General features: G+C 66.5%; 16 protein-coding genes. 9 read left to right on the top strand and 7 right to left on the bottom strand.

From position 1 onward, the window contains the following. Positions 1–172: 172 nt before the first annotated feature. Both G7Y85_RS18175 and G7Y85_RS18170 read right to left on the bottom strand, forming a co-directional pair. Positions 173–610: a hypothetical protein gene (locus G7Y85_RS18175; RefSeq protein WP_206675613.1), complete on the bottom strand. Its 438-nt coding sequence runs from the start codon at positions 608–610 to the stop codon at positions 173–175. After that, complete coding sequence (locus G7Y85_RS18170) at positions 607–948, bottom strand: DUF1820 family protein (protein ID WP_166260819.1); 342 nt, start codon at positions 946–948, stop codon at positions 607–609. The genes G7Y85_RS18175 and G7Y85_RS18170 overlap by 4 nt, the downstream gene beginning before the upstream one ends. Positions 949–1,129: 181 nt before the next feature. Here G7Y85_RS18170 and G7Y85_RS18165 point away from each other — a divergent pair, with 181 nt between their 5' ends. The 5 genes from G7Y85_RS18165 to G7Y85_RS18145 all read left to right on the top strand — a co-directional run bounded on the left by G7Y85_RS18165 (position 1,130) and on the right by G7Y85_RS18145 (position 11,432). Continuing rightward, entirely contained in the window at positions 1,130–2,464 is a 1,335-nt protein-coding gene (locus G7Y85_RS18165) for an MdtA/MuxA family multidrug efflux RND transporter periplasmic adaptor subunit (RefSeq protein WP_166260816.1), read from the top strand. Positions 2,465–2,495: 31 nt separating this feature from the next. Beyond that, complete coding sequence (locus G7Y85_RS18160; protein ID WP_166260813.1) at positions 2,496–5,588, top strand: efflux RND transporter permease subunit; 3,093 nt, start codon at positions 2,496–2,498, stop codon at positions 5,586–5,588. Continuing rightward, the gene (locus G7Y85_RS18155; protein WP_166260810.1) at positions 5,585–8,782 is read left to right on the top strand and encodes an efflux RND transporter permease subunit; all 3,198 of its coding nucleotides are present in this window, start codon (positions 5,585–5,587) and stop codon (positions 8,780–8,782) included. Before G7Y85_RS18160 ends, G7Y85_RS18155 begins: the two co-directional genes overlap by 4 nt. Continuing rightward, the gene (locus G7Y85_RS18150) at positions 8,779–10,230 is read left to right on the top strand and encodes an efflux transporter outer membrane subunit (protein ID WP_166260805.1); all 1,452 of its coding nucleotides are present in this window, start codon (positions 8,779–8,781) and stop codon (positions 10,228–10,230) included. The genes G7Y85_RS18155 and G7Y85_RS18150 overlap by 4 nt, the downstream gene beginning before the upstream one ends. A gap of 107 nt (positions 10,231–10,337) precedes the next feature. Next, on the top strand, positions 10,338–11,432 hold the full coding sequence (locus tag G7Y85_RS18145) for a CE1 family esterase (protein WP_241696265.1): 1,095 nt from the start codon (positions 10,338–10,340) through the stop codon (positions 11,430–11,432). 12 nt (positions 11,433–11,444) lie between these two features. Here G7Y85_RS18145 and G7Y85_RS18140 read toward each other — a convergent pair whose 3' ends face one another. Beyond that, positions 11,445–13,556, bottom strand: coding sequence for a putative bifunctional diguanylate cyclase/phosphodiesterase (locus G7Y85_RS18140; RefSeq protein WP_166260802.1), 2,112 nt, complete (start codon positions 13,554–13,556; stop codon positions 11,445–11,447). Between the two features lie 205 nt (positions 13,557–13,761). Between G7Y85_RS18140 and G7Y85_RS18135 the strand changes: the two genes are divergently transcribed. Together G7Y85_RS18135 and G7Y85_RS18130 are read left to right on the top strand one after the other, a co-directional pair. After that, a complete protein-coding gene (locus G7Y85_RS18135; RefSeq protein ID WP_166260799.1) occupies positions 13,762–14,688 on the top strand; it encodes an ABC transporter ATP-binding protein in 927 nt (308 codons plus the stop codon). Further along, positions 14,685–15,446 (top strand): ABC transporter permease, encoded by a 762-nt coding sequence (locus G7Y85_RS18130; protein WP_166260796.1) that lies wholly within the window; start codon positions 14,685–14,687, stop codon positions 15,444–15,446. The genes G7Y85_RS18135 and G7Y85_RS18130 overlap by 4 nt, the downstream gene beginning before the upstream one ends. A 30-nt stretch (positions 15,447–15,476) precedes the next feature. On the opposite strand, the gene G7Y85_RS18125 is transcribed toward G7Y85_RS18130, so the two are convergent. After that, on the bottom strand, positions 15,477–16,394 hold the full coding sequence (locus G7Y85_RS18125) for a LysR family transcriptional regulator (RefSeq protein ID WP_166260793.1): 918 nt from the start codon (positions 16,392–16,394) through the stop codon (positions 15,477–15,479). A 53-nt stretch (positions 16,395–16,447) separates the two neighbouring features. Then, complete coding sequence (locus G7Y85_RS18120) at positions 16,448–16,954, bottom strand: helix-turn-helix domain-containing protein (RefSeq protein WP_166260790.1); 507 nt, start codon at positions 16,952–16,954, stop codon at positions 16,448–16,450. A gap of 179 nt (positions 16,955–17,133) precedes the next feature. Between G7Y85_RS18120 and G7Y85_RS18115 the strand changes: the two genes are divergently transcribed. Beyond that, the gene (locus G7Y85_RS18115) at positions 17,134–17,763 is read left to right on the top strand and encodes a class I SAM-dependent methyltransferase (RefSeq protein ID WP_166260787.1); all 630 of its coding nucleotides are present in this window, start codon (positions 17,134–17,136) and stop codon (positions 17,761–17,763) included. A 39-nt stretch (positions 17,764–17,802) separates the two neighbouring features. Here the strand turns inward: G7Y85_RS18115 and G7Y85_RS18110 are convergent, their stop codons facing one another. Both G7Y85_RS18110 and G7Y85_RS18105 read right to left on the bottom strand, forming a co-directional pair. Beyond that, entirely contained in the window at positions 17,803–18,696 is an 894-nt protein-coding gene (locus G7Y85_RS18110; RefSeq protein ID WP_166260784.1) for an SDR family NAD(P)-dependent oxidoreductase, read from the bottom strand. Positions 18,697–18,778: 82 nt separating this feature from the next. Beyond that, positions 18,779–20,641 (bottom strand): ABC transporter ATP-binding protein, encoded by a 1,863-nt coding sequence (locus tag G7Y85_RS18105; protein ID WP_166260781.1) that lies wholly within the window; start codon positions 20,639–20,641, stop codon positions 18,779–18,781. A 125-nt stretch (positions 20,642–20,766) separates the two neighbouring features. On the opposite strand from G7Y85_RS18105, the gene mgtE reads away from it, so the two are divergent. After that, on the top strand, positions 20,767–22,215 hold the full coding sequence (gene mgtE / locus G7Y85_RS18100; RefSeq protein WP_166260778.1) for a magnesium transporter: 1,449 nt from the start codon (positions 20,767–20,769) through the stop codon (positions 22,213–22,215). The last annotated feature ends 38 nt before the right edge of the window (positions 22,216–22,253 follow it).

Below are 22,253 nucleotides of genomic sequence, written 5' to 3'. Positions count from 1 at the left end.
CCATGGCCGGCCGCGCGACGGGACGAGTGTCCACCGGACACTCGCCTGTTTCCGTCACGCCCCAGCATCGCGAAGCGCATCATGGGTGACGGCCGTCCTTGGCGGGACTGCAACGCCTGATTGAGCCCCGGGGCCGCCGTCCCTGGCGGCCCGCCATGCGGCACGGAACGCGTCATGGGCGGCTTACCGCAATGAACCACTTCGGTTTGATCCGACCGAAATCAGTGCGGATATTGCTCCTCAGTGCCTGCTTCGAGTCCAGCACGACCGGGCCGTCAGGACCGCGCGCGAACACCGCCCAGTGCCAGAACGGCTGGCCGCGTTCGAGGTGCCATTTGGTTGCGAGCAGCGCCAGCGGCGGCAATGCAGCCCATGATTGGAATGTGGCTTCACCGGGCGCGGCGCGCAGACCGAAGTGCGCGAGCAATTGCCGCACATGCGCGGTCTGCGACCAGAGTCGGGGGTCGGCGGCCGAAATGCCGAGCGTCGCGGCGACGGCGCGCGCCTGCTCGTAGGACACCCCAGCCAGCGCCGCAACGCTGGCGATGCCGCAACCGGCGATCTCTTTCTGGACCACCGGCCGGATCGCAGGCAGCAGCGACGAACTCACTTCCTGGAATCGCCGCCGAAGGTATAGAACGGCAGCGGCGTCACGTTGGAGCCGCTGCCGCCGCCTTCGACGACGCGCACCGGACCGGCCTTCTTGACCTCGTCGATGCGCACGATCGCATGCACCGGCACGTAGAAACGCTCGACGTCGGCGAACTCCTGCTTGAGCTTTTCCTCGCTGGTGTCGACCAGCACGCTGGTCTTTTCACCGAACACCGGCTTGCCGATCTCGACGAAGCCGAGCATCGCGCCGTGGCTGACTTCACGGGCATACAGCTCGTAGCGCTGACCCTGGTTCATGAAGCTGATGCGATACAGACGTTGCTTGCTGCCGGCCATGGAAGGTGTCGCTGCGAATTCGGGGAACCGGAAGTTTAAGGTTTCATGCGCACCCTTGCCGCCGCCGGCGCTTTTGTATCGGAACGTAAATTCGTGCCGGGCGCGCGCAGCGGCTCCCTTATGATCCGCCGGTACCCGCGATCTCCCCGCCCGCCTGCCGGGTGTCAGAAGGACACAGATGATGGAAACCAGGTCTGCCGGCAGCCCGGCGTCGCCAGCCTCGACCCGCAGGCGACGGCTGATCAACACGCTCGCCGTCATCATCGGCCTGCTGCTGCTCGCCAGCTTCGCCTGGTATCTGCTGCATCGCGGTACCGGCAGCGCGAGTTTCGCCGGTCGCGGCCGACATGGCCCGCCGACCACGGTTGGCGTGGCGACCGCTTCCGCCGCCGACCTGCCGGTCACGATCGAAGCGCTCGGCACCGTCACGCCGGCGGCGATCGTCACCGTACGGCCGCAGGTCTCCGGGGTGATCCAGAGCATCGCGTTTCGCGAAGGCCAGATGGTCAGGAAAGGCGAGCTGCTGGCGCAGATCGATCCGCGCCCGTTCGCCAACGCGTTGGCGCAGGCGCAGGGCGCGCTGAGCCGCGATCAGGCGCAGCTGGCCGACGCCAAATTGCAGCTCAATCGCTACCAGACACTGATCGCACAGGACTCGATCGCGCAGCAGGATGTCGACACGCAGGCGGCGACCGTCAAGCAGCTGGAGGGCACGCTTGCCGCCGATCGTGCCGCAGTCGGCAGTGCGCAGCTGGACCTCGACTACAGCCGCATCACCGCGCCGGTCGCCGGTCGCGTCGGCCTGCGCGTGATCGACGCCGGCAACTACATCGGCGCCGGCGATGCCGGCGGCATTGTCGTGATCACGCAGGTGACGCCGATCGATGTGGTGTTCAACGTGCCGCAGGATCGCGTCGCCGAAATCCGGACGCGCGCCGATCAGGGCACGCTGCCGGCCGTCGCCCTCGATCGCACGCGCCAGATCACGCTCGCCAGCGGCAGCTTCCTGACGCTCGACAACCAGGTCGACACGACCACCGGTACGGTGCGCGCGAAGGCGCGCTTCACCAACGCCGACGGCGCGCTGTTCCCGAGCCAGTTCGTCAATCTGCGCGTGCAGCTGCGCACGATCGCCGGCGCGATCGTCGTGCCGCTGAGCGCCGTACGCAACGGCTCCAGCGGCGACTTCGTCTATCTGATCAATGACGATCACACGGTCAGCGTGCGTGCCGTGACGCGCGGCCAGCAAAGCGACGACCGTGTGCAGATCCTCAAGGGCCTGAAGCTCGGCGAACGCGTGGTCACCGAAGGCGGCGACCGTCTCACCGACGGCGCCACCGTGCAGCTGCCGGGCGACGCTGCCGCTGCGCCGACGACGCCAGCCACCGCTGCCGCCGGCCAGGCACCGACGGCTGGCAAGGGCAAGTGGCCGGCCGGCGGCAGGCGCCGGCACCACAAGTCCGACAGCGACAGCGCGTCGCCGGCCGGCGACGCACCGCCGCCGCCCGGCCCGTGAGCGGCGTTTGCAGCCCGCGCGGAGCGGCACCATGAATCCTTCGCGTCCCTTCATCCAGCGGCCGGTCGCAACCGCTCTGTTCATGGTGTCGATCGTGCTGTCGGGTCTGATCGGCCTGCGCTTCCTGCCGATCTCGGCCTTGCCGCAGGTCGACTATCCGACGATCCAGGTGCAGACCCAGTATCCGGGCGCCAGTCCGGAAGTGATGAGCCAGACCGTCACCGCGCCGCTGGAACGCAATCTCGGCGAGATGGCCGGCCTGCAGCGCATGAGCTCGATCAGCGCCGCCGGCGCCTCGACCATCACGCTGCAGTTCACACTCGGCATCGCACTCGACGTCGCCGAACAGGAGGTGCAGGCGGCGATCAACGAAAGCAATGCGCTGCTGCCGGCCGACCTGCCGGCGCCACCGGTCTATGCCAAGGTCAATCCCGCCGACGCGCCGGTGCTGACGCTGGCGATCACCTCGGACACGCTGCCGCTGACCGAGGTGCAGAACCTCGTCAACACGCGCGTCGCCCTGAAGATCAGCCAGGTCGACGGTGTCGGCCTGGTCACGCTCAGCGGCGGTCAGCGGCCGGCGATGCGCGTGCAGGTCGACACCCAGGCGCTGGCCGCGTACGGCATCACGATCAGCGCCGTGCGCACGGCGATCTCCAACGCCAACGCCAACAGCGCCAAGGGCAGCTTCGACGGCCCCAGCCGGTCCTACTCGATCAATGCCAATGACCAGCTCGAAACCGTCGACGACTACAAGGACCTGATCGTCACCTACAAGAACGGCGCACCGGTGCGCCTGTCCGACGTCGCCGACATCGTCGAGAGCGCCGAGAACGTCAAGCTCGGCGCCTGGGCGAACACCAAACCGGCGATCATCCTCAACGTCCAGCGCCAGCCCGGCGCGAATGTCATCAAGACGGTCGATGCCATCAAGGCACGCCTGCCGGACCTGCAGGCAACGCTGCCGGCGTCCGTGTCGGTCGACGTGCTCGCCGACCGTACGACCGGCATCCGCGCGTCGGTCTCGCATGTGCAGATCGAACTGCTGCTCGCTGTGGTGATGGTGGTGCTGGTGATCTTTTTCTTCCTGCACAGCCTGCAGGCGACGATCATCGCCAGCCTCGCCGTACCGATCTCCCTGATCGGCAGCTGCGGCGCGATGTACCTGCTCGGCTACAGCCTCAACAATCTCTCGCTGATGGCGCTGACGATCGCCACCGGTTTCGTCGTCGACGACGCGATCGTCACCATCGAGAACATCACGCGCTACATCGAGAAGGGCGAGCCACCAATAAGCGCCGCACTCAAAGGCGCGCAGCAGATCGGCTTCACGATCATCTCGCTGACGTTCTCGCTGATCGCCGTGCTGATCCCGTTGCTGTTCATGGGCGATGTCATCGGCCGCCTGTTCCGCGAATTCGCGGTGACGCTGGCGCTGACCATCCTGATCTCGGCGGTGGCGTCGCTGACGCTGGTGCCGATGCTGTCGGCGCGCTGGCTGCGCATCGACACCGGCATGCACGGACTCGGCGCGCGCGTGCAGGCACTGTTCGATCGCCTCGTCGCGCGCTACGAACGCGGCCTGCTATGGGTGCTCGCGCGCCAGCGCCTGACGCTGCTGATCGCCCTGGCGACTTTCGTGCTGACGGCGATCCTGTACCTGGTGATCGCCAAGGGCCTGTTTCCGACGCAGGACACCGGCCAGCTGCAGGCGCGCACGCAGGCCGCCGATTCGGTGTCGTTCGCGCGCATGGCAACGCTGCAGCAGCAGGCCGCGAAGGCGATCCTCGACGATCCCGCGGTCGACAACCTCAGCTCGTTCATCGGCGTCGATGGCGCCAACAACACGATGCTGCACACCGGCCACATGCTGATCAATCTGAAACGCGATCGCAGCGGCTCGCAGGACGACATCATGGCGCGCCTGCAGACGCGCGTTGCCGCGATCCCCGGCATGCAGCTGTACCTGCAGCCGACCCAGGATCTGACGATCGACGCGGAAACCGGGCCGACCCAGTACCGCCTTTCGCTCGAGGGTTCGAACACGCAGATCGTCAACGACAGCGCGCAGAAGCTGGCCGCTGCGCTGCAGGATGTCACGCGCGTACGCAACGTCGTCACCGATGCCGGCGCGATGGGTCCGGCCGCGTTCGTCGATCTCGACCGCGACACGGCCGCGCGGCTGTCGATCACCGCGTCGTCGCTGGACGATGCGCTGTACAGCGCGTTCGGCCAGCGCATCGTGTCGACGATCTTCACGGAGACCAATCAGTACCGCGTGATCCTCGAAGGCAAGCCGGGGCTGCTGACCAATCCGGACAATCTCGGCCTGCTGCATCTGCAGGCCGCCGGCGGCGCAACGCCGCTGTCGGCGTTCGCCAGCGTGCGCGAGCAGCAGGCACCGTTGCAGATCACGCACGTCGCGCAGTTCCCGGCGGCGACCATCGGCTTCGACACGGCACCCGGCGTGTCGCTGGGCAGCGCGGTCGACGCGATCCGCGACACCGCCACGCAACTCAAGCTGCCGGCCAGCGTGACGCTGACGTTTCTCGGCGCCGCCAGTGCCTACGAGTCCTCGCTGGCCAACGAGCTGTGGCTGATCCTCGCCGCCGTGGTCTGCGTCTACATCGTGCTCGGCGTGCTGTACGAAAGCTATGTGCATCCGCTGACGATCCTCTCGACACTGCCATCGGCCGGCGTCGGCGCGCTGCTCGCGCTGATGATCACCGGCAACGATCTCGGCGTGATCGGCATCATCGGCATCATCCTGCTGATCGGCATCGTCAAGAAGAACGCGATCATGATGATCGACTTCGCGCTCGATGCGCAGCGTCATGAAGGCCTGTCGCCGCGCGATGCGATCCACCAGGCGGCGCTGCTGCGCTTCCGGCCGATCCTGATGACGACGCTGGCGGCGATGTTCGCGGCCGTGCCGCTGATGCTCGGCTTCGGTGAAGGCGCCGAGCTGCGTCAGCCGCTGGGCATCGCAATCTTCGGCGGCCTGCTCGTCAGCCAGCTGCTGACGCTGTTCACGACACCGGTGATCTTCCTGATGTTCGAGCGCCTTGCCGGACGCGCGGACGATCGGCCGGGCACGATCGCCACGGTGGCCGACCCGGCATGAACCTGTCCGCGCCCTTCGTGCGGCGACCGATCGGCACGGTGCTGCTGACGATCGGCATCGCGCTGACCGGTGTCGCCGGTTTCTTCGCGCTGCCGGTCGCACCCTTGCCGGATGTCGATTTTCCGGTGATCTCGGTCAGCGCCAGCCTCGCCGGCGCGAGCCCCGAGACGATGGCGACCAGCGTCGCGACGCCGCTGGAACGGCGGCTCGGCATCATCGCCGGCGTCAACGAACTGACCTCTCGCAGCTCCGCCGGCTCGACGCGCGTGACCATGCAGTTCGATCTGAACCGCGACATCGACAGCGCCGCACGCGAAGTGCAGGCCGCGATCAATGCCTCGCGCGCCGACCTGCCGGCCACGCTGCGCAGCAATCCGAGCTATCGCAAGGCCAATCCTTCGGACGCGCCGATGGTGGTGCTGGCGTTGAGCTCGGAAACCCGCACGCCGCAGCAGATCTTCGAGGCGGTCTCGAACGAGGTCGAGCAACGGCTGGCGCAGGTCGCCGGCGTCGGCGATGTCGAGATCGGCGGCGGTTCGCTGCCGGCGATCCGCGTCGACCTGATCCCGTTCCAGCTCAACCGCTACGGCATCAGCCTCGAGGACGTGCGCGCTGCAATCGAAGCGACCAATGCCAATCGCCCGAAAGGCGCGCTCGAAGGCGACGGCAAGCATTACCAGATCTACACCGCCACCAGCGGTCGCAATCTCGAAGACTACAAGCGTCTGGTCGTCGCCTGGCGCAACGACGCACCGATCCGGCTCGGCGATGTCGCCGAAATCAGCGACGGCCCGGAGGACCTTCGCACGCTCGGCCTGTTCAACGGCTCGCCGGCGGTGGTCGTGCTGTTGCGCAAGAAGCCCGGCGCCAACGTCATCGAAACGGTCAACGCAATTCGCGCGCTGGTGCCGGAGCTGCAGGCCGAGCTGCCGAACGACGTGAAGCTGCAGATCGCGACCGACAGCACCAATTCGATCCGCTCGTCGCTGCACGAAATCGAGATCACGCTGCTGATCTCGGTGCTGCTGGTCGTGCTCGTCGTCAGCGCCTTCCTGCGCAATGTGCGCGCGACCATCGTACCGGCGATCGCCACCGTGGTATCGCTGCTCGGCACTTTCGGCGTGATGTATGCGCTCGGTTTTTCGCTGAACAATCTGTCGCTGATGGCGCTGACGATCGCCACCGGCTTCGTCGTCGACGACGCCATCGTCGTGCTCGAAAACACCAGCCGCCATCTGGAAGCCGGCATGGGTCGCGTGCAGGCGGCACTGCTGGGCGCGCGCGAGGTCGGCTTCACGGTGCTGGCGATCAGCCTGTCGCTGATCGCAGTGTTCATTCCGCTGCTGTTCCTCGGCGGTCAGGCCGGCCGTCTGTTCCGCGAGTTCGCGGTAACGCTGTCGGTGTCCGTGATGATCTCGCTGGTCATTTCGCTGACGACCACGCCGATGCTGTGTGCATTGCTGTTGCGCGGCGGCGAGACGCCGGCGCAGCCCGGCCGCATCGCGCGCTTCTTCGAGGCCGGCTTCACGCGTCTGCTGAAAACCTACGAGCACAGCCTCGACTGGGCGCTGGCGGCGAGACCGCTGGTGCTGCTGTCGCTGCTCGCGATCATCGTCCTCAACGTCTATCTGTTCATCGCCGTGCCAAAAGGCTTTTTCCCGCAGCAGGATTCCGGCCGCATCATGGGCGGGCTGCAGGCCGACCAGAGCATTTCGTTCCAGGCGATGTCGACCAAGCTCAAGGCCATCGTCGACACGATCCGCAAGGACCCGGCCGTCGACACCGTGATCGCGTTCACCGGCGGCTCGCGCGCCGGCGGCGGCTTTCTGCTCGTGCAGCTCAAGCCGAAGTCGCAGCGCACTGTCGGCGGCCAGGAAGTGATCGCCAGGCTGCGCGCGCCGCTCGGCCTGATCAGCGGCGTCAATACCTTCCTGTCGCCGATCCAGGACCTGCGCATGGGCGCCCGCCAGTCGAACGCCAACTACCAGTTCACGCTCAAGGGCGACGACATTGCCGAGCTGAAAAGCTGGACGACCCGGCTCGCCGATGCGATGAAACTGCAGCCGCAGCTCGAGGACGTCAGCACCGATCAGGAGGATCGTGGCGTCGAGGAATTCGTCAGCATCGATCACGACGCCGCCGCGCGCTACGGCATCAGCGCCAAGGACATCGACAACGCGCTCTACAACGCCTTCGGTCAGCGCACCGCCTCGACCATCTACGAGGAACTGAACCAGTACAGCGTGATTCTCGAAGTCGCGCCGCGCTATGCGCAAAGCGCCGATGCGCTCAACGATGTCTACGTGCCGGCGAAAGTCTCGACCGGCGACACGACCACGAAGGCCGACGCCGCCGATCCCGGACTGCGCGATGCGTCGAGCGGCACGGTGCTGAGCACGGCGGTGACGCCCATGGTGCCGCTGTCGGCGATCGCGCATTTTTCCGAGCGCGCAACGCCGAGTTCGATCAGCCATCAGGACGCGGCCGTCGCGACCACGATCTCCTTCAATGCCGCCGACGGCGTCGCGCTTTCCGACGCCGAGGACGCCGTGCGCCAGGCGGAGGCCCGGATTGCGATGCCGACCTCGATCTCCGGCAGCTTCGAAGGCACGGCCCGCGCCGCGCAGGACTCGCAGGGCCAGCAGCCGCTGCTGATCGGGCTGGCGATCGTCGTCGTCTACCTGGTACTCGGCGTGCTGTACGAGAGTTACGTGCATCCGCTGACCGTATTGTCGACGCTGCCGTCCGCGGGTGTCGGCGCGGTGCTGGCCTTGCTGATCTTTCACATGGACTTCTCGCTGATCGCGCTGATCGCGGTGTTCCTGCTGATCGGCATCGTCAAGAAGAACGCGATCCTGATCATCGACTTCGCGCTGGAGACCCAGCGCGCACGCGGCGTATCGGCGATCGAAGCCGTGCGCGAAGCCTGCCTGCTGCGCTTCCGGCCGATCCTGATGACGACGATGGCGGCCGCGCTCGGGGCGCTGCCGCTGGCGATCGGCTTCGGTGAAGGTTCGGAGCTGCGCCAACCGCTGGGCGTGGCGATCATCGGCGGCCTGATCGCCAGCCAGATCCTGACCTTGCTGACGACACCGGTCGTCTACGTCTACCTCGATCGCCTGCGCCGCCGGCGCAGCGACGAACATTCGCTGAGCCGCGCGGCCGGCATCGAATCGCAGGGAATCGCGTCATGAACCGTTTCATCCCGATCTCTCGTGCCGGCGTTGCCGCCGCCCTGACCGTTCTGGTCGGCGCCTGCGCAGCCGGACCCGACTACCACCGTCCGCCGCTGTCGACACCCGCCGCCTACAAGGAAATCGGCGACTGGCAGCCGGCGCAGCCGGGCGATGCGCTTGATCGTGGCGCCTGGTGGTCGCTGTTCGATGATCCGACGCTGGACGCGCTGGCGCAGCAGGTCGTGGTCTCCAACCAGAACGTCGCCGCGGCGCAGGCCGCGTACGCACAGGCGCGTGCCACGGTGCGCGAACAGCGCGCATCGCTGTTCCCGAGCATCGATCTGAACGCCGGCGCCACGCGCTCGGGATCGAAATCATCCGGAACCGTCGTCAACACAGGCAGCACCATCACCACTGGCGGCAGTCGCGTCCGCACAACCTATCAGGCCAGCATCGGTGCGAGTTGGGAACCGGACGTCTGGGGACGACTGCGGCGCACGCTTGAAAACGCGAATGCCAGTCTGCAAGCCAGTGCCGCCGATCTGGCGTCCGCCACGCTGTCCGCACAGGGTGAACTGGTCACCAACTATCTGTCACTGCGCGAAGCCGATGCGGAGATCGTGCTGCTGCAGAAAACGCTGGATGGCTACCGACGCGCCGAAACGATCGCCGAGAATCGCTACAAGGTCGGCGTCGCGCCGCGCAGCGACATGCTCAGTGCGCAAAGCCAGCTGTACAGCACGCAGGCCGACCTCGAAGGCCTGCAGCGCACGCGCGCGCAGCTTGAACATGCGATCGCCGTGCTGCTCGGCAAGGCGCCGGCCGATTTCTCGCTGCCCGCCGCCGACTGGAACGGCGTGGTGCCGCAGGTACCGGTCGGCGTGCCGTCGACCCTGCTGCAGCGCCGGCCGGACATCGCCGCCGCCGAGCGACAGGTGGCCGCCGCCAATGCCGAGGTCGGCATCCAGCAATCGGCATGGTTTCCGAGCCTGAGCCTGAGCGGGTCCTACGGCAGCTCGGCATCGGCCCTGCACGATCTGTTCGACGCCTCGACGCTGGTCTGGTCGATCGGCGCATCGGCGGCGGAGACCCTGCTCGACTTCGGCGCGCGCAGCGCCCGCGTCGCCGGCGCGCGCGCCTCCTACGATCAGGCGGTCGCGAATTACCGGCAAACGACGCTGACCGCGTTCCAGGATGTCGAAGATCAGCTCACGGCGACGCGCGTGCTCGAGCGTCAATACACCTTGCGCCAGCAGGCCTCGACGATCGCCGATGAGAACGAGCAAGTGCTGCTCAATCAATACCGCGCCGGTACGGTCGGCTTCAGCGACGTCGTCACCGCGCAGGCCTCTGCCCTGAGCGCGCGTCGCGCGCTGGTGCAGGCCGCGCTCGATCGCCAGACCACGGCGGTCGCGCTGATCCAGGCGCTCGGCGGCGGCTGGCAGGCAGACCCGGAACAACCCTGAGCGTTCGCCGTGGTCGTTCATCCGTCGTTCAGGGGCCGCCGCGCATCTGTGGGCACGCAGGCGGCGGCGGGCCGTGTCGCAATGTCATGCACACCGGGGAGATGACCATGAATGAGCGTCGTTCTTCACGCTTCGGCGTCCGCCTTTCCCTGTTGTGCGGGCTCGCGCTGGTCGCCGCGTCGGCGCAGGCGCAGCTGCTCGGACAGACTGCGAATCTGCTCGAAAACACCAGCGGCAGCGTCGTCCGCACCCTCGCCGACATTTCCGGCACGGTCACCAGCCCGGTCGGCGATCTCCTGGTCGGCACTGCGCAGCTGGCCGGACCCTGGCTCGCCCACACCGTGATTCGTGTCGAAGGCCACTACCTGACGCTCGCGCAGGGCACGGCCGCCGTCGACGTCGGCTTCACGTACGACGGCGAGAGCCGGCGCTTCCTGATCGTCCGGCCGGCGACGGCCTATGCCGATGCCGCCGTGCTCCTGATGCTGCACGGCAACGGCGGCACTGCGGAGAACCAGGCCAATATCAGCTATGCGGCCGATCTCGTTGCCGCCACCGGCAACTGGGTGGTGTTGCCCGAAGCGCTGAATGGCACCTGGAACGATGACCCGGGCTTTTCGAACGGCGTCGACGACGTCGGTTTCCTGGCGGCCGTGATCGACGTCCTGACCCACAATTTCGAAGTGGATGCGCGGCACATCGCGATCAGCGGCTTGTCGAACGGCGCGTTCATGACCGAGCGCTTCGCCTGCGAGCGTTCCGATCTGGTCTCCGCGGTGGCACTGGTCGCCGGCACCCTGAGCAACAACCTGTCACGCGTCTGCGCACCGGCGCAGCCGCGACCGATCCTGTTCATCGACGGAACGGCCGATCCGATCGTGCCGTACGACGGCAGCCGCCTCGGCACCATGTCCGCCACCGACGCCTACGCGTTCTGGGAGACGCTGCACAACTGCACGCCCTCCGCGGCGATGACGACGCAACTGCCGGATACCAGCAATGACGGCACGACCGTCGACCTGCTGCGCAATGCCGGCTGCGGCAGCGGCAAGGAAGTGCGCCTCTATACCGTCAACGGCGGCGGCCATGCCTGGCCCGGCGGTTGGCAATACCTGCCGGTGCCGATCATCGGCACGACCAGCCAGGACATCGACGCCAGCAACGTCATCTGGTCGTTCGCCAGCGCCTACAGCGCCGACTGAGTTGCCGCCGCGCTAGTCGGCACGCCCGCCGAAACGCGCGCCGTTTTCGTGCGCGGCATCGGCTTCGCGCTGCTCGGCCAGGGCACGCTCGAACGAGTCGAACGGCAGGGCTTTCGAAAACAGGAAGCCCTGACCCAGCCGGCAGCCCAGTTTCATCAATGCCGCGCACTGCACCTCGGTTTCGATGCCCTCTGCAATCACGTCGAGCTTCAGGCCGTTTCCAAGCGTGATCAGCGATCGCACGATCGCCTCGGAGTTCGGATCGTCCGGCAGTGCACGAACAAAACTCTGATCGATCTTGATCTCGTCGATCGCCAGTGACTGCAGCTGACTCATCGACGTGTAGCCGGTGCCGAAATCGTCGAGCGCGAAGCCGACACCGAAGCCGCGCAATTCGTCGATGACTTTCCGCGTTTCCTGCGGGTTCTGCATGATGACCGTCTCGGTGATCTCCAGCATCAGCGCGCGGCTCGGCAGCTGCGTGTAGCCCAGCACCGCGCGCACGGTTCGCGACAGCTCGCTTTCGATCTGCGCTCCGGCCAGATTGACGGCAACCCGGAAATCCTTGCCGATCAGGCCTTCGCGACGCCAGATCGCGATCCGGCTGGCGGCTTCCCAGAGCACCCAGCGGCCGAGATCCTTGATCAGGCCGCTGTCTTCGGCGATCGGAATGAACCGGCTCGGCGCGATCCAGGTATCGCCGATGCGCCAGCGGACCAGGGCTTCCGCACCGAACCAGCGCCGGTTTTCCAGCCGCACCTTCGGTTGCAGGTGGCATTCGAATGCGCCGAGCTTGAGCGCCTTGCGCAGGTTTTCCTCGATGTGAATCCGGTCCGAGGCATAGTCACCGAGCTCGGGTTCGTAGATCCGCAGACAGGCACCGCGCCCCTGCCGGCGTGCGACACCCAGCGCACTCTCGGCGTGCTGCAGCAGCAGGTCGGCATTGACACCGTCCAGCGGAAAGACCGATGCCCCGGCACTGACCAGCAGCCGCACGGCATGGCCGTCAACGGCGATGTCGCGACCGACGATCTCGAGGATTCGGCCGAATGCCTGCTCGATGTCGCGCTGCTCGATGAGATCGGCGACGACCAGAACAAGACGATCGCTCTGCGACTGTCTGCAGAGCAGCGTGGCGTCATTGAGCCGCGCGAGCCGCCGCACGCAGGCCTCCAAGACCTTCGCCGTGCGTCGCCGACCGAACGCCTCGATGAGGGCGTCGAAGCGGTCGATCGCCAGTACGAGGACCGTGAGCCCCCGGCGCAGATTGACGGCACTCTTGATGGCCATGTCGATCAGGCCGCGCAGTTCGTTGCCGTCTTCGGGAGGGACGTTCTCCGGCGCGGCCGAGGTGATCGGCACCTGCGCGTCCAGCGTGTCGAGATCGAAGATCAGGACCGCATAGTGCCGCGGGCCGCCTTCGCCACCGGCCGCCGCCATCCGCACCTCGAAGCGATACGGCGTCTCGTCGCGCCGGCGGCCCGCGACGCGGCCGATCCAGACCCCACGCCGCGCGACGCTGGTCCAGGCATCGTCGATCTCCTCCGCGGACGCATTCGCGAACAGCAGCTGTTCGAGCGTCAGCCGGGAAAGCTCGACCGCCGACCGGCCGCTCATCTGCGTCACGGTGCGGTTCGCCTCGACCACGCGATGCGCCTCGTCGCAGATCAGCAGGCCGCCGACGGCCGAGTCGAAGACGCTGGCGATCAGCTCGGCGCGCTGCCGACCGGCGAGGAAATCCGTGATGTCGGTCGTCAGTCCGGCCAGGCGCTTGAGCGAACCCGCCTTCCCGGCCGGCACACTCGCACGGGCGTGGAGCGTGCGGACGCTGCCGTCGCGATGCCGTGCGCGGAAGATGACGTCGAACACCCTGCTGAAGCCGTGCAGGCATTGCTCGAGCGCTTCACTGAACGCGGCGGCATCGGACGGCTCGATCAGCTTGAGCCAGGAATCGGCATCGTCATGCGCCAGCTCGTGCTCGGCGAGGCCCAGCAGCGCGCGCAGTTCGGGGGACGCCCGAAAGCGCCATCGATGCCGAACGCCCAGTTCATCCGCACGCACATACTCCCAGGCCCCGGCTCGGGCCCCGCGTACGGCTTCCAGCGTGACCGCATTTCGATCCATGGCGCCTCCGCTTGCGCTGCGTCGTCGCTGCCGGCAGCTTCGCAGACTACGCCTGCGGCCCGGTGGCGAACAGTCGCTGCGGGACCGCCGGCGGACTTGTGTCACGGCCGGATGCCCCCAGAGAGCACGTCGGCGACCCGCACGATATCCACGACACATCGCCCCGGCAGGCCTTAGGATGCGTGCCGGCACTCCAGGAGTTCGCGTGACACCGGTTATTTCGATACGGGGGCTGACCAAGACCTATGCGTCCGGCTTCCAGGCACTCAAGAACGTCAATCTCGAGATCCATCGCGGCGAGATCTTCGCGCTGCTGGGACCCAACGGCGCCGGCAAGACCACGCTGATCGGCGTCACCTGCGGACTCGTCAATCCCAGCCTGGGAACCGTCGAGGCAGCGGGCCATGACGTCGTTCGCGACTTTCGCGCCGCACGCACCAAGATCGGCCTGGTGCCGCAGGAAATCTCGACCGACGCCTTCGAAACGGTCTGGGCCACGGTCAATTTCAGCCGCGGCATGTTCGGCAAGCCGCGCGATGCCGCCTACATCGAGAAAGTCCTGCGCGACCTGTCGCTGTGGGACAAGCGGAACGCCAAGATCATGACGCTGTCCGGCGGCATGAAGCGGCGCGTGATGATCGCCAAGGCGCTGTCGCACGAACCGGAAATCCTGTTCCTCGACGAACCCAGCGCCGGCGTCGACGTCGAACTGCGTCACGACATGTGGCAGATGGTGCGCAAGCTGCGCGAGAGCGGCGTGACCATCATCCTGACGACGCACTACATCGAGGAAGCCGAGGAGATGGCCGATCGCATCGGCATCATCAATCACGGCGAGATCGTGCTGGTCGAGGAAAAGACCGCGCTGATGGCCAAGCTCGGCAAGAAGCAGCTGACCCTGAACCTGCAGGCGCCGCTGGAACGGATACCGGACGCGCTGTCCGACTATGCGCTGGAGCTGTCGGCCGACGGCGGCGCGCTGACCTACACCTTCGACGCGCAGGGCGAGCAGACCGGCATCGGCGCGATGCTGCGCCGGCTCAACGAGCACGGCATCGACTTCAAGAGCCTGCAGTCGAGTGAAAGTTCGCTGGAAGACATCTTCGTCAGCCTGGTGAAGAAAAAATCATGAACACCCACGCGATCCGCGCGATCTACCGTTTCGAGATGGCGCGCACCTTCCGCACGCTGACGCAGAGCATCGCCTCGCCGGTACTGTCGACCTCGCTGTACTTCGTCGTGTTCGGCGCCGCGATCGGCTCGCGGATCGGCGCGATCGACGGCGTCAGTTACGGTGCTTTCATCATTCCCGGACTGGTGATGCTGTCGCTGCTCAGCGAAAGCATTTCCAACGGTTCGTTCGGCATCTACATGCCGAAGTTCACCGGCACCATCTACGAGCTGCTGTCGGCGCCGGTGTCGTACCGGGAAGTGATCTTCGGCTACGTCGGTGCCGCAGCCAGCAAATCGGTGATGCTCGGCTTTCTGATCCTGCTGACCGCGCGCGTGTTCGTGCACTACGAGATCGCCCATCCGTTCTGGATGCTCGCATTTCTGGCCCTGACGTCCGTGACCTTCAGCCTGTTCGGCTTCATCATCGGCATCTGGGCGGACGGCTTCGAGAAACTGCAGATCGTGCCCTTGATGATCGTCACGCCGCTGACCTTTCTCGGTGGCAGCTTCTACTCGATCAGCATGCTGCCGCCGCTGTGGCAGAAGATCGCGCTGCTCAATCCGGTGGTCTATCTGATCAGCGGCTTTCGCTGGAGTTTCTACGGCGTGTCCGATGTCAGCGTGACACTGAGCATCGGCATGACGGCAGCGTTCATGCTCGCCTGCGTGCTGGCCATCCGCTGGGTGTTCAAGACCGGCTACCGCCTCAAGACCTGAGCCGGGCCGGGTCCAGCTGCGACTGCGCGTTCAGGCGAACGCATCGCGGCCACGCACCAGCGCAGCGGCGAGCCGCGGCTGGCGCAGTCGATCCAGCCACCAGAGCAGCGCGCGCCCCTCCTGGTCGCCGCGCCAGGCCACGTACAGGACGTTCGGTTCGCGCGGGTCGGCGACCGGCACTTCGATGAGCTGACCACGCTCGAGCAGCGATGTGATCCGCTCGCGCGGCAGCCAGCCGACGCCAAGGCCGTCGCGCTGCGCCTGGATTTTCTCGCGCATGCCCGGCACCGCGAGCACCGCCTGGCCGCCGACCGTGCCGTAGCCGCGCACGTCCTGCCGATGCGACGAGTCGGCAACCACCACGGCGCGATGCGCCACGATTGCCTCGCGTGGCAGTGCTTTCCTGCTTTTGGCGAGCGGATGGCCCGGCGCGACCGCAAACACCCATTCGAGTGCGCCGAGTTCGAACCAGCGCAGCTTGGGGATCACCGGCGGCTCGTTGGTTGCACCGATCACCAGATCCGCGCGGCCGTCCCGCAGCGCGTCCCAGTTGCCGCTCAGCACTTCGTGCGTGACGCGCAGACTGACGCCGGACTTCATGGCATCGAATGCGCGAATCTCAGGCAACAGGGTTTCGAATTCCAGCAGTTCGTCGGTGACGATCCACAGACGATCTTCCCAACCCCCGGCGATCTGGCGAACGCGATGCTCGAGGCGAACCACGTCCTGCATCATGCGCGCCGCTTCCTGCGCCAGCAGCTGTCCGGCCGGCGTCAGTTGCAGACGATAGCGGCGACGATCGAAAAGGAGTGCGTCGAAGCGCTCCTCGAGCTGACGCGCAGCATGCGAAACCGTCGACGGCGCCTTGCCGAGCTGGGCCGCGGCACGCGACAGACTGCCGCGCTCGCGAATCGCTTCGAGCAGCGCCAGTTCGTCCTGCGACAGCATCAGCGCAGGCCTCGTTCAGCGCGCATCGGACGCAGGCCCTGCGACACCCTCGCTCAGGCCGGCGCGGCAGCCGCGACCTTGGCCTTCTTGCGCGCCGGCTTGTCGGCTTTCGCGGGCTTCGCCGGCTTGGCAGCAAGAATTTCCAGCTGCGCCTGCGCGTCGCGCTTGCCGAGCCCGCGCAGCTTGGCGATCGCGGCAACCTGCGAGGCGCGCGGCACGGTCTTCTTGCTTTCCCAGTTGTACACCGACTGGCCGCTGACGCCGAGCAAGGCACCGAGATCTTCGGCACTCAGTCCGAGACGGCTGCGCAGGGACTTCAGACCCTTGGCGACGAAACGCAGCTTGACGCCTTCCGCCGGCAACTTCTGCGGCGTCGCCGAGCCGGCGACGCGTCGCAGCTTCTTGACTTCCTGTTCCAGTTGCGCGATCTGCTTCTTCAAGGCCGCGAGCTGATGGCGATGCGAGCTGGTCGCCGCCTGCACCGGTCCGAGATGTTGCCGGATGGTCTTCTTCGAAAGACGCGAAATTTCGCTTTTCAACAAGCTTGCAATATCACTCATCGGAAATTTGGGTCACGAAATGGAGGGGCTAGTATGCCTGAGCGCGACAATCGACTCGTGAACCGGCCTTTCGGTGCAAAATCGGCACGTTGGTCCCGCCCACCCTTTTGTTGCACTGCGACGGCCGGATCGCGCTTCCCGCCCGGGGATACAAACCCGGCTTGCACAAAGGAATCCGGATGACCACCGCCTACGATCGCTATGTACTGCCCTATCTGATCGACGTCGCCTGCGGCATGAAGGCGATCCAGCACCAGCGCGGCGAGCTGGTATCGCAGGCTCGCGGTCGCGTGCTGGAAATCGGCATCGGCACCGGCCGCAATCTGCCGTTCTATGACAAGGCCAAACTGGAGAGCCTGTGCGGACTCGATCCGGCGGCGCAGATGCACAGTCTGGCCCGCAAACGCGCGCGCCGGGCACAGCTCGATGTCGAACTGCTGACGTTGCCGGCAGAGTGGATACCGGCTGACGACGCCAGCTTCGATACGGTGCTGAGCACCTTCACGCTGTGCACGATCCCGGACGCGGTCGCCGCTTTGCGCGAGATGCGCCGCGTGCTCAAGCCGGATGGCGTGCTGCTGTTCTGCGAACACGGCCTGGCGCCGGATGCCGATGTGCGACGCTGGCAGGATCGGCTGACACCGGTCTGGAAGCCGATCGCCGGCGGCTGCCATCTGAATCGCGATATCCCGGCGCTGCTGGCGGCCGGCGGCTTCGAGACGATCACGATCGAGGCGGATTATCTGAAAGGCCCGCGGCCGATGACCTACGTGTATCGAGGCAGTGCGCGGCGCGCGGCGCCGCAATGAAAAAGGCCCCGCACGGGGCCTTTTCCACAAGCCGCCGGCTCAGCTCAGCGCACGCTTGATCTTTTCCAGTTCGACGGCGGCCTGCTGCATGCCGCTTTCCGGCACGATCTCGCCATCCCGCGCGGTGACGTCGGCAAAGCGGGCGGCAATCTCGTCGGCGTCGTGCGCGAAGATGCCGCGCGTCAGCGTGATGTGCGCCGCCTCGAAGGCGCCGCCGCCGCCGCACAGGATCGTGCGCGTCGGCGCGTCTTCCGACACCAGATGCAGCACGCCCTGGCTGACCGCTTCCGGGCGCAGTTGCTGCAGCATGTCCGGGGTCAGAATGTCTTCCGTCATGCGCGTCGCCGCGGTCGGCGCCAGGGCATTGACGCGGATGTTGTTCTTGGCACCTTCGATGCCGAGCGTCTGCATGAAGCCGACCAGTGCCAGCTTGGCGGCGCCGTAGTTCGACTGCCCGAAGTTGCCGTACAGACCGGTCGACGAAGTGGTCATGACAATGCGGCCGTAGTTCTGCTGGCGCATCAGGTCCCAGACCGCCTTCGTGCAATGGACGGCGCCCATCAGGTGCACGTCGAGCACGAAGCGGAAATCGTCGAGATCCATCTTCGCGAAGCTCTTGTCGCGCAGCACGCCGGCATTGTTGATGAGAATGTCGACGCGGCCCCATTTGTCGACCGCCTGCCTGACCATGGCTTCGACGGCCGCGAAGTCGGTCACCGACGCGCCGTTGGCGAGCGCTTCGCCGCCGGCGGCTTCGATCTCGGCAACCACCGCTTGCGCGGCAGCCGACGAACCACCGCTGCCGTCGCGTGCACCACCGAGATCGTTGACGACCACCTTGGCTCCACGCGCCGCCAGAGCCAGCGCGTGCTGGCGGCCGAGACCGTTACCGGCACCGGTGACGATGGCAACGCGATCCTTGAACGAAATCATGTCGGGTTCTCCTCGATAGGGGTCGGAATTATCGAAGCCGCGCAAGGCTTCGGCGTACTGCGTAAAGACGATCGGCCGCACATCACTGGTAGCCGCGGGCCTGCAGTGAAAACAGCTTGGCGTAGATGCCGCCGACCGCCATCAATTCGGCGTGATTGCCACGCTCGACGATGTGGCCCTGATCGACGACGATGATCTGGTCGGCCATGCGCACGGTCGAGAAGCGATGCGAGATCACGATCGCGATGCGGTTGTGCATGAGCGCACGGAAGTGGGAGAAGATCTCGGCCTCGGCGCCGGCGTCCATCGCCGCGGTCGGTTCGTCGAGCACGAGGATGTCGGCTTCGCTGCGCATGAAGGCGCGTGACAGCGCGATCTTCTGCCACTGGCCGCCCGACAGCTCGCGGCCGTCGCGGAACCATTTGCCCAGCTGGGTGTTGTAGCCCTGCGGCAGCGCTTCGACGAACTGCGCCGCCATGCCCTTTTCGGCCGCTTCCTGCCAGCGTGCCGGGGCATCGAAGCCGCGCACGTCGCCCGCGCCGATGTTCTCGCCGACGATCAGCTGGTAGCGCGCGAAATCCTGGAAGATCACGCCGATGCGGGCACGCAGCGCGGTCTCGTCCCATTCCTGCAGATCGAGTCCGTCCAGCAGCACGCGCCCGCTGGTGGGCTGGTACAGCCGTGTCAGCAGCTTGATCAGGGTGGTTTTGCCGGCACCGTTCTCGCCGACCAGCGCCAGCGACTGGCCGGGCCTGATGTGCAGGTCGATGTCTTGCAGCGCCGGCGCGTCGGCACCGGGATAGGTGAACGACACCCGCTCGAAACGTATGCCGTCCTGCGGCTGCGGACCGGCCGGCAGCGTGCCGCGCGGCGGCGCCACCGGGGTCTCCAGATATTCGTACAGCGTCGACAGGTACAGGTTGTCCTCGTACATGCCGCTGATGGCCGACAGGCTGCTGGTGACCGCGGTCTGGCCGTTGCGGAACAGCGCGAGATACATGGTCATCTGACCGAGCGTGATGCGCGCCAGCACGGTCGCGATCGCCACCCAAGCGTAGGCGCCATAGTAGGCCATGACACCGAGCAGGCCGAGCCCGAAGCCCCAGGCGTCGCGACGGATGGCGAGACTGCGCTCCTCGCCGTAGAGCTTGTCGAAGATGCCGCGATAGCGGCCGAGCAGCAGCGGCCCGAGGCCGAACAGCTTGACCTCCTTGGCGTGGTCCTCGCGCGCGATGACCGTTTCCAGATAGGTCTGCATGCGCGTCGCAGGCGAACGCCAGCGGAACAGCTGGAAGGCCTGGCCGGAGAACTTGGCCTCGGCGGCAAACGACGGCACGCCGGCCAGCAACAGGATCGTCACGGCCCACGGCGAGAATTGGATCAGCAAGGCGCCGTAGCTGATCAGCGAGATCGCGTTCTGCGCGAGGTTCGCGGTCTTCATGATCAGCGCCAGCGGCCGCACCGAAGCCTCGCGGCGCGCACGCACCAGGTTGTCGTAGAACTCGGAGTCTTCGAAGTGCGTCAGCTCCAGCGTCAGTGCCTTTTCGAGAATCATGACGTTGACACGCTGGCCGAGCTGGATGCGCAGCAGCGACTGGCACAGCGAGGTCATGCGCGACGTACCGCTGGCGGCGGCGACCAGCAAGCCTTCGAGTGCGACCCATGCCAGCAGCGGTCGGTACAGCATGTAGCCACCGGCGTGGCCGGCATGCTGGGCAATCGCGATCGCCGCGACGACCGCATCGACGATGCGCGCACCGACATAGGCAATCGCCGCCGGCAGCACGCCGGCGACCACGGTCAGCAGGACCAGAAGGATCAGCAACCAGGGGCTCGTCCGCCAGACCAGCTCCAGTGCGCGCTTCGTGTAACGGAAGACGCGGATGCCCGCTGCGCCGGACTCCGGGCGCGGCGCGTCGGTGGTGGTGGGCGTGTAGCCGATCATGCGGGTATCGGAAAGGGTGGTTCGGGGGCACGCAAAATTAACCCGGAATGGCCGGCGCGCGTCAGCATGATGCGCCAGCCGTCAGCGTAAGATACCGGCCGCCAGACGCGCCGACGACCTGCCCGATGACGGAAACGACCGAACAGACGCCGCACCACCGTCACCTGGAGCACGCCCGTGCGCAGGTGATCGAGCTGCTGTCGCGCCAGGCGCTGGAGCTGGACCTGCTGTCGCGTTCCGAGAACCGCAAGCAGGATGTGGTCGCGCAGCTGGTTGCGCGTCAGCACCAGGCGGCGCTTTCGCAGCGCCTGCTGAATTTCCATCCGGCCGACATCGCCTTCGTGTTCGAGAGCCTGTCGCCGGAAGCGCGCGAAATGGCCTGGACGCTGGTGCGCCCGGAACGGCGCGGCGCCGTGCTGCTGGAAGTCTCCGACGCAGTGCGCCGCTCGCTGGTCGGCAACATGCAGCCGGAAGAAATTTCGGCAGTCGTGCGCACGCTGGACTCCGACGACATCGCCGATCTGGTGAGCAGCCTGCCGGACGAGCAGCGTCAGGCCGTGCTCGAACACGTCGATCGTGCCGACCAGGCCGAAGTCCGGGCGGTACTGAGTTTTCCCGACGACAGCGTCGGCGCGATGATGGATCTGGATTTCATCGCCGTGCGCGAGGACGCGACCCTGGAAGCCGTGCATCGCCTGCTGCGGCGGAAAAAGCCGCTGCCGGCGCACACCAACGAGCTGATCGTCGTCGACCGCAACAATGCCCTGCGCGGCGTGCTGCCGCTCGACAAGCTGCTGTTCGAGGAGCCCGAGACCGAGGTGGGCGCCGTCATGCTCACGCAGCCGACCTACTTCTTCACCGACGACCGCGATCGCGACGCGGTCGATGCGTTCGAGAAGTACGACCTGATTTCGGCACCGGTCGTGAACCTGCACAAGCAGGTGGTCGGCCGCATCACGGTCGACACGGTGATCGACGAGCTCAACGCCCGCGCCCAGAGCGAGAACCTGCGCCAGGTCGGCCTCTCGGAAGAGGACGAAGACCTGTTCGCGCCGCCGGCGCGAAGCGCCCGCAAGCGCTGGCCATGGGTGGCACTGAACCTGGCGACTGCATTCGCCTCCTCTCGCGTCATCGACGCCTTCGAGCCGGTGATCGCCCAGCTGGTCGCGCTCGCAACCCTGATGCCGATCGTCGCCAGCATCGGCGGCAACACCGGCAACCAGACCATGGCGCTGGTGATCCGCGGCCTGGCGCTGAACCAGATGGGGCCGCAGCAGCTGCGCACGATGCTGGTCCGCGAGCTGGCGATCGCCGGCATCAACGGCACGGTCTGGGGCGCGGCACTCGCGGCCGTCACCTTCGGTCTTTATCGCGACTGGAAGCTGGCGGCGGTGATCGGCTCGGCGATGCTGCTGGAGCTGCTGCTCGCCGCGACCGCCGGACTGATCATCCCGGTGATGCTGAAGCGCTTCGGCCGCGATCCGATCATGGGCTCGAGCGTGATGCTGACCGCGACCACCGACAGCATGGGTTTCTTCATCTTCCTCGGCCTTGCGTCGATGGTGCTGATGTGAGACACCGTGCTGGATCGGTGGCGTATTGGCACTGTCAT

Origin of the sequence: Solimonas terrae (genome assembly GCF_011067135.1) — a bacterium.
Taxonomy (GTDB): Bacteria; Pseudomonadota; Gammaproteobacteria; order Nevskiales; family Nevskiaceae; genus Solimonas; species Solimonas terrae.
Note: the sequence above shows the minus strand (reverse complement) of the source record. Positions and strands in the feature narration are given on the sequence as shown.

What these genes read in the sequence shown, in the direction of transcription:
- G7Y85_RS18170 (WP_166260819.1), bottom strand. Translation starts at nt 948, where the DNA reads ATGGCCGGCAGCAAGCAACGTCTGTATCGCATCAGCTTCATGAACCAG.
- G7Y85_RS18165 (WP_166260816.1), top strand. Translation starts at nt 1,130, where the DNA reads ATGGAAACCAGGTCTGCCGGCAGCCCGGCGTCGCCAGCCTCGACCCGC.
- G7Y85_RS18160 (WP_166260813.1), top strand. Translation starts at nt 2,496, where the DNA reads ATGAATCCTTCGCGTCCCTTCATCCAGCGGCCGGTCGCAACCGCTCTG.
- G7Y85_RS18155 (WP_166260810.1), top strand. Translation starts at nt 5,585, where the DNA reads ATGAACCTGTCCGCGCCCTTCGTGCGGCGACCGATCGGCACGGTGCTG.
- G7Y85_RS18150 (WP_166260805.1), top strand. Translation starts at nt 8,779, where the DNA reads ATGAACCGTTTCATCCCGATCTCTCGTGCCGGCGTTGCCGCCGCCCTG.
- G7Y85_RS18145 (WP_241696265.1), top strand. Translation starts at nt 10,338, where the DNA reads ATGAATGAGCGTCGTTCTTCACGCTTCGGCGTCCGCCTTTCCCTGTTG.
- G7Y85_RS18140 (WP_166260802.1), bottom strand. Translation starts at nt 13,556, where the DNA reads ATGGATCGAAATGCGGTCACGCTGGAAGCCGTACGCGGGGCCCGAGCC.
- G7Y85_RS18130 (WP_166260796.1), top strand. Translation starts at nt 14,685, where the DNA reads ATGAACACCCACGCGATCCGCGCGATCTACCGTTTCGAGATGGCGCGC.
- G7Y85_RS18125 (WP_166260793.1), bottom strand. Translation starts at nt 16,394, where the DNA reads ATGCTGTCGCAGGACGAACTGGCGCTGCTCGAAGCGATTCGCGAGCGC.
- G7Y85_RS18120 (WP_166260790.1), bottom strand. Translation starts at nt 16,954, where the DNA reads ATGAGTGATATTGCAAGCTTGTTGAAAAGCGAAATTTCGCGTCTTTCG.
- G7Y85_RS18115 (WP_166260787.1), top strand. Translation starts at nt 17,134, where the DNA reads ATGACCACCGCCTACGATCGCTATGTACTGCCCTATCTGATCGACGTC.
- G7Y85_RS18110 (WP_166260784.1), bottom strand. Translation starts at nt 18,696, where the DNA reads ATGATTTCGTTCAAGGATCGCGTTGCCATCGTCACCGGTGCCGGTAAC.
- G7Y85_RS18105 (WP_166260781.1), bottom strand. Translation starts at nt 20,641, where the DNA reads ATGATCGGCTACACGCCCACCACCACCGACGCGCCGCGCCCGGAGTCC.
- mgtE (WP_166260778.1), top strand. Translation starts at nt 20,767, where the DNA reads ATGACGGAAACGACCGAACAGACGCCGCACCACCGTCACCTGGAGCAC.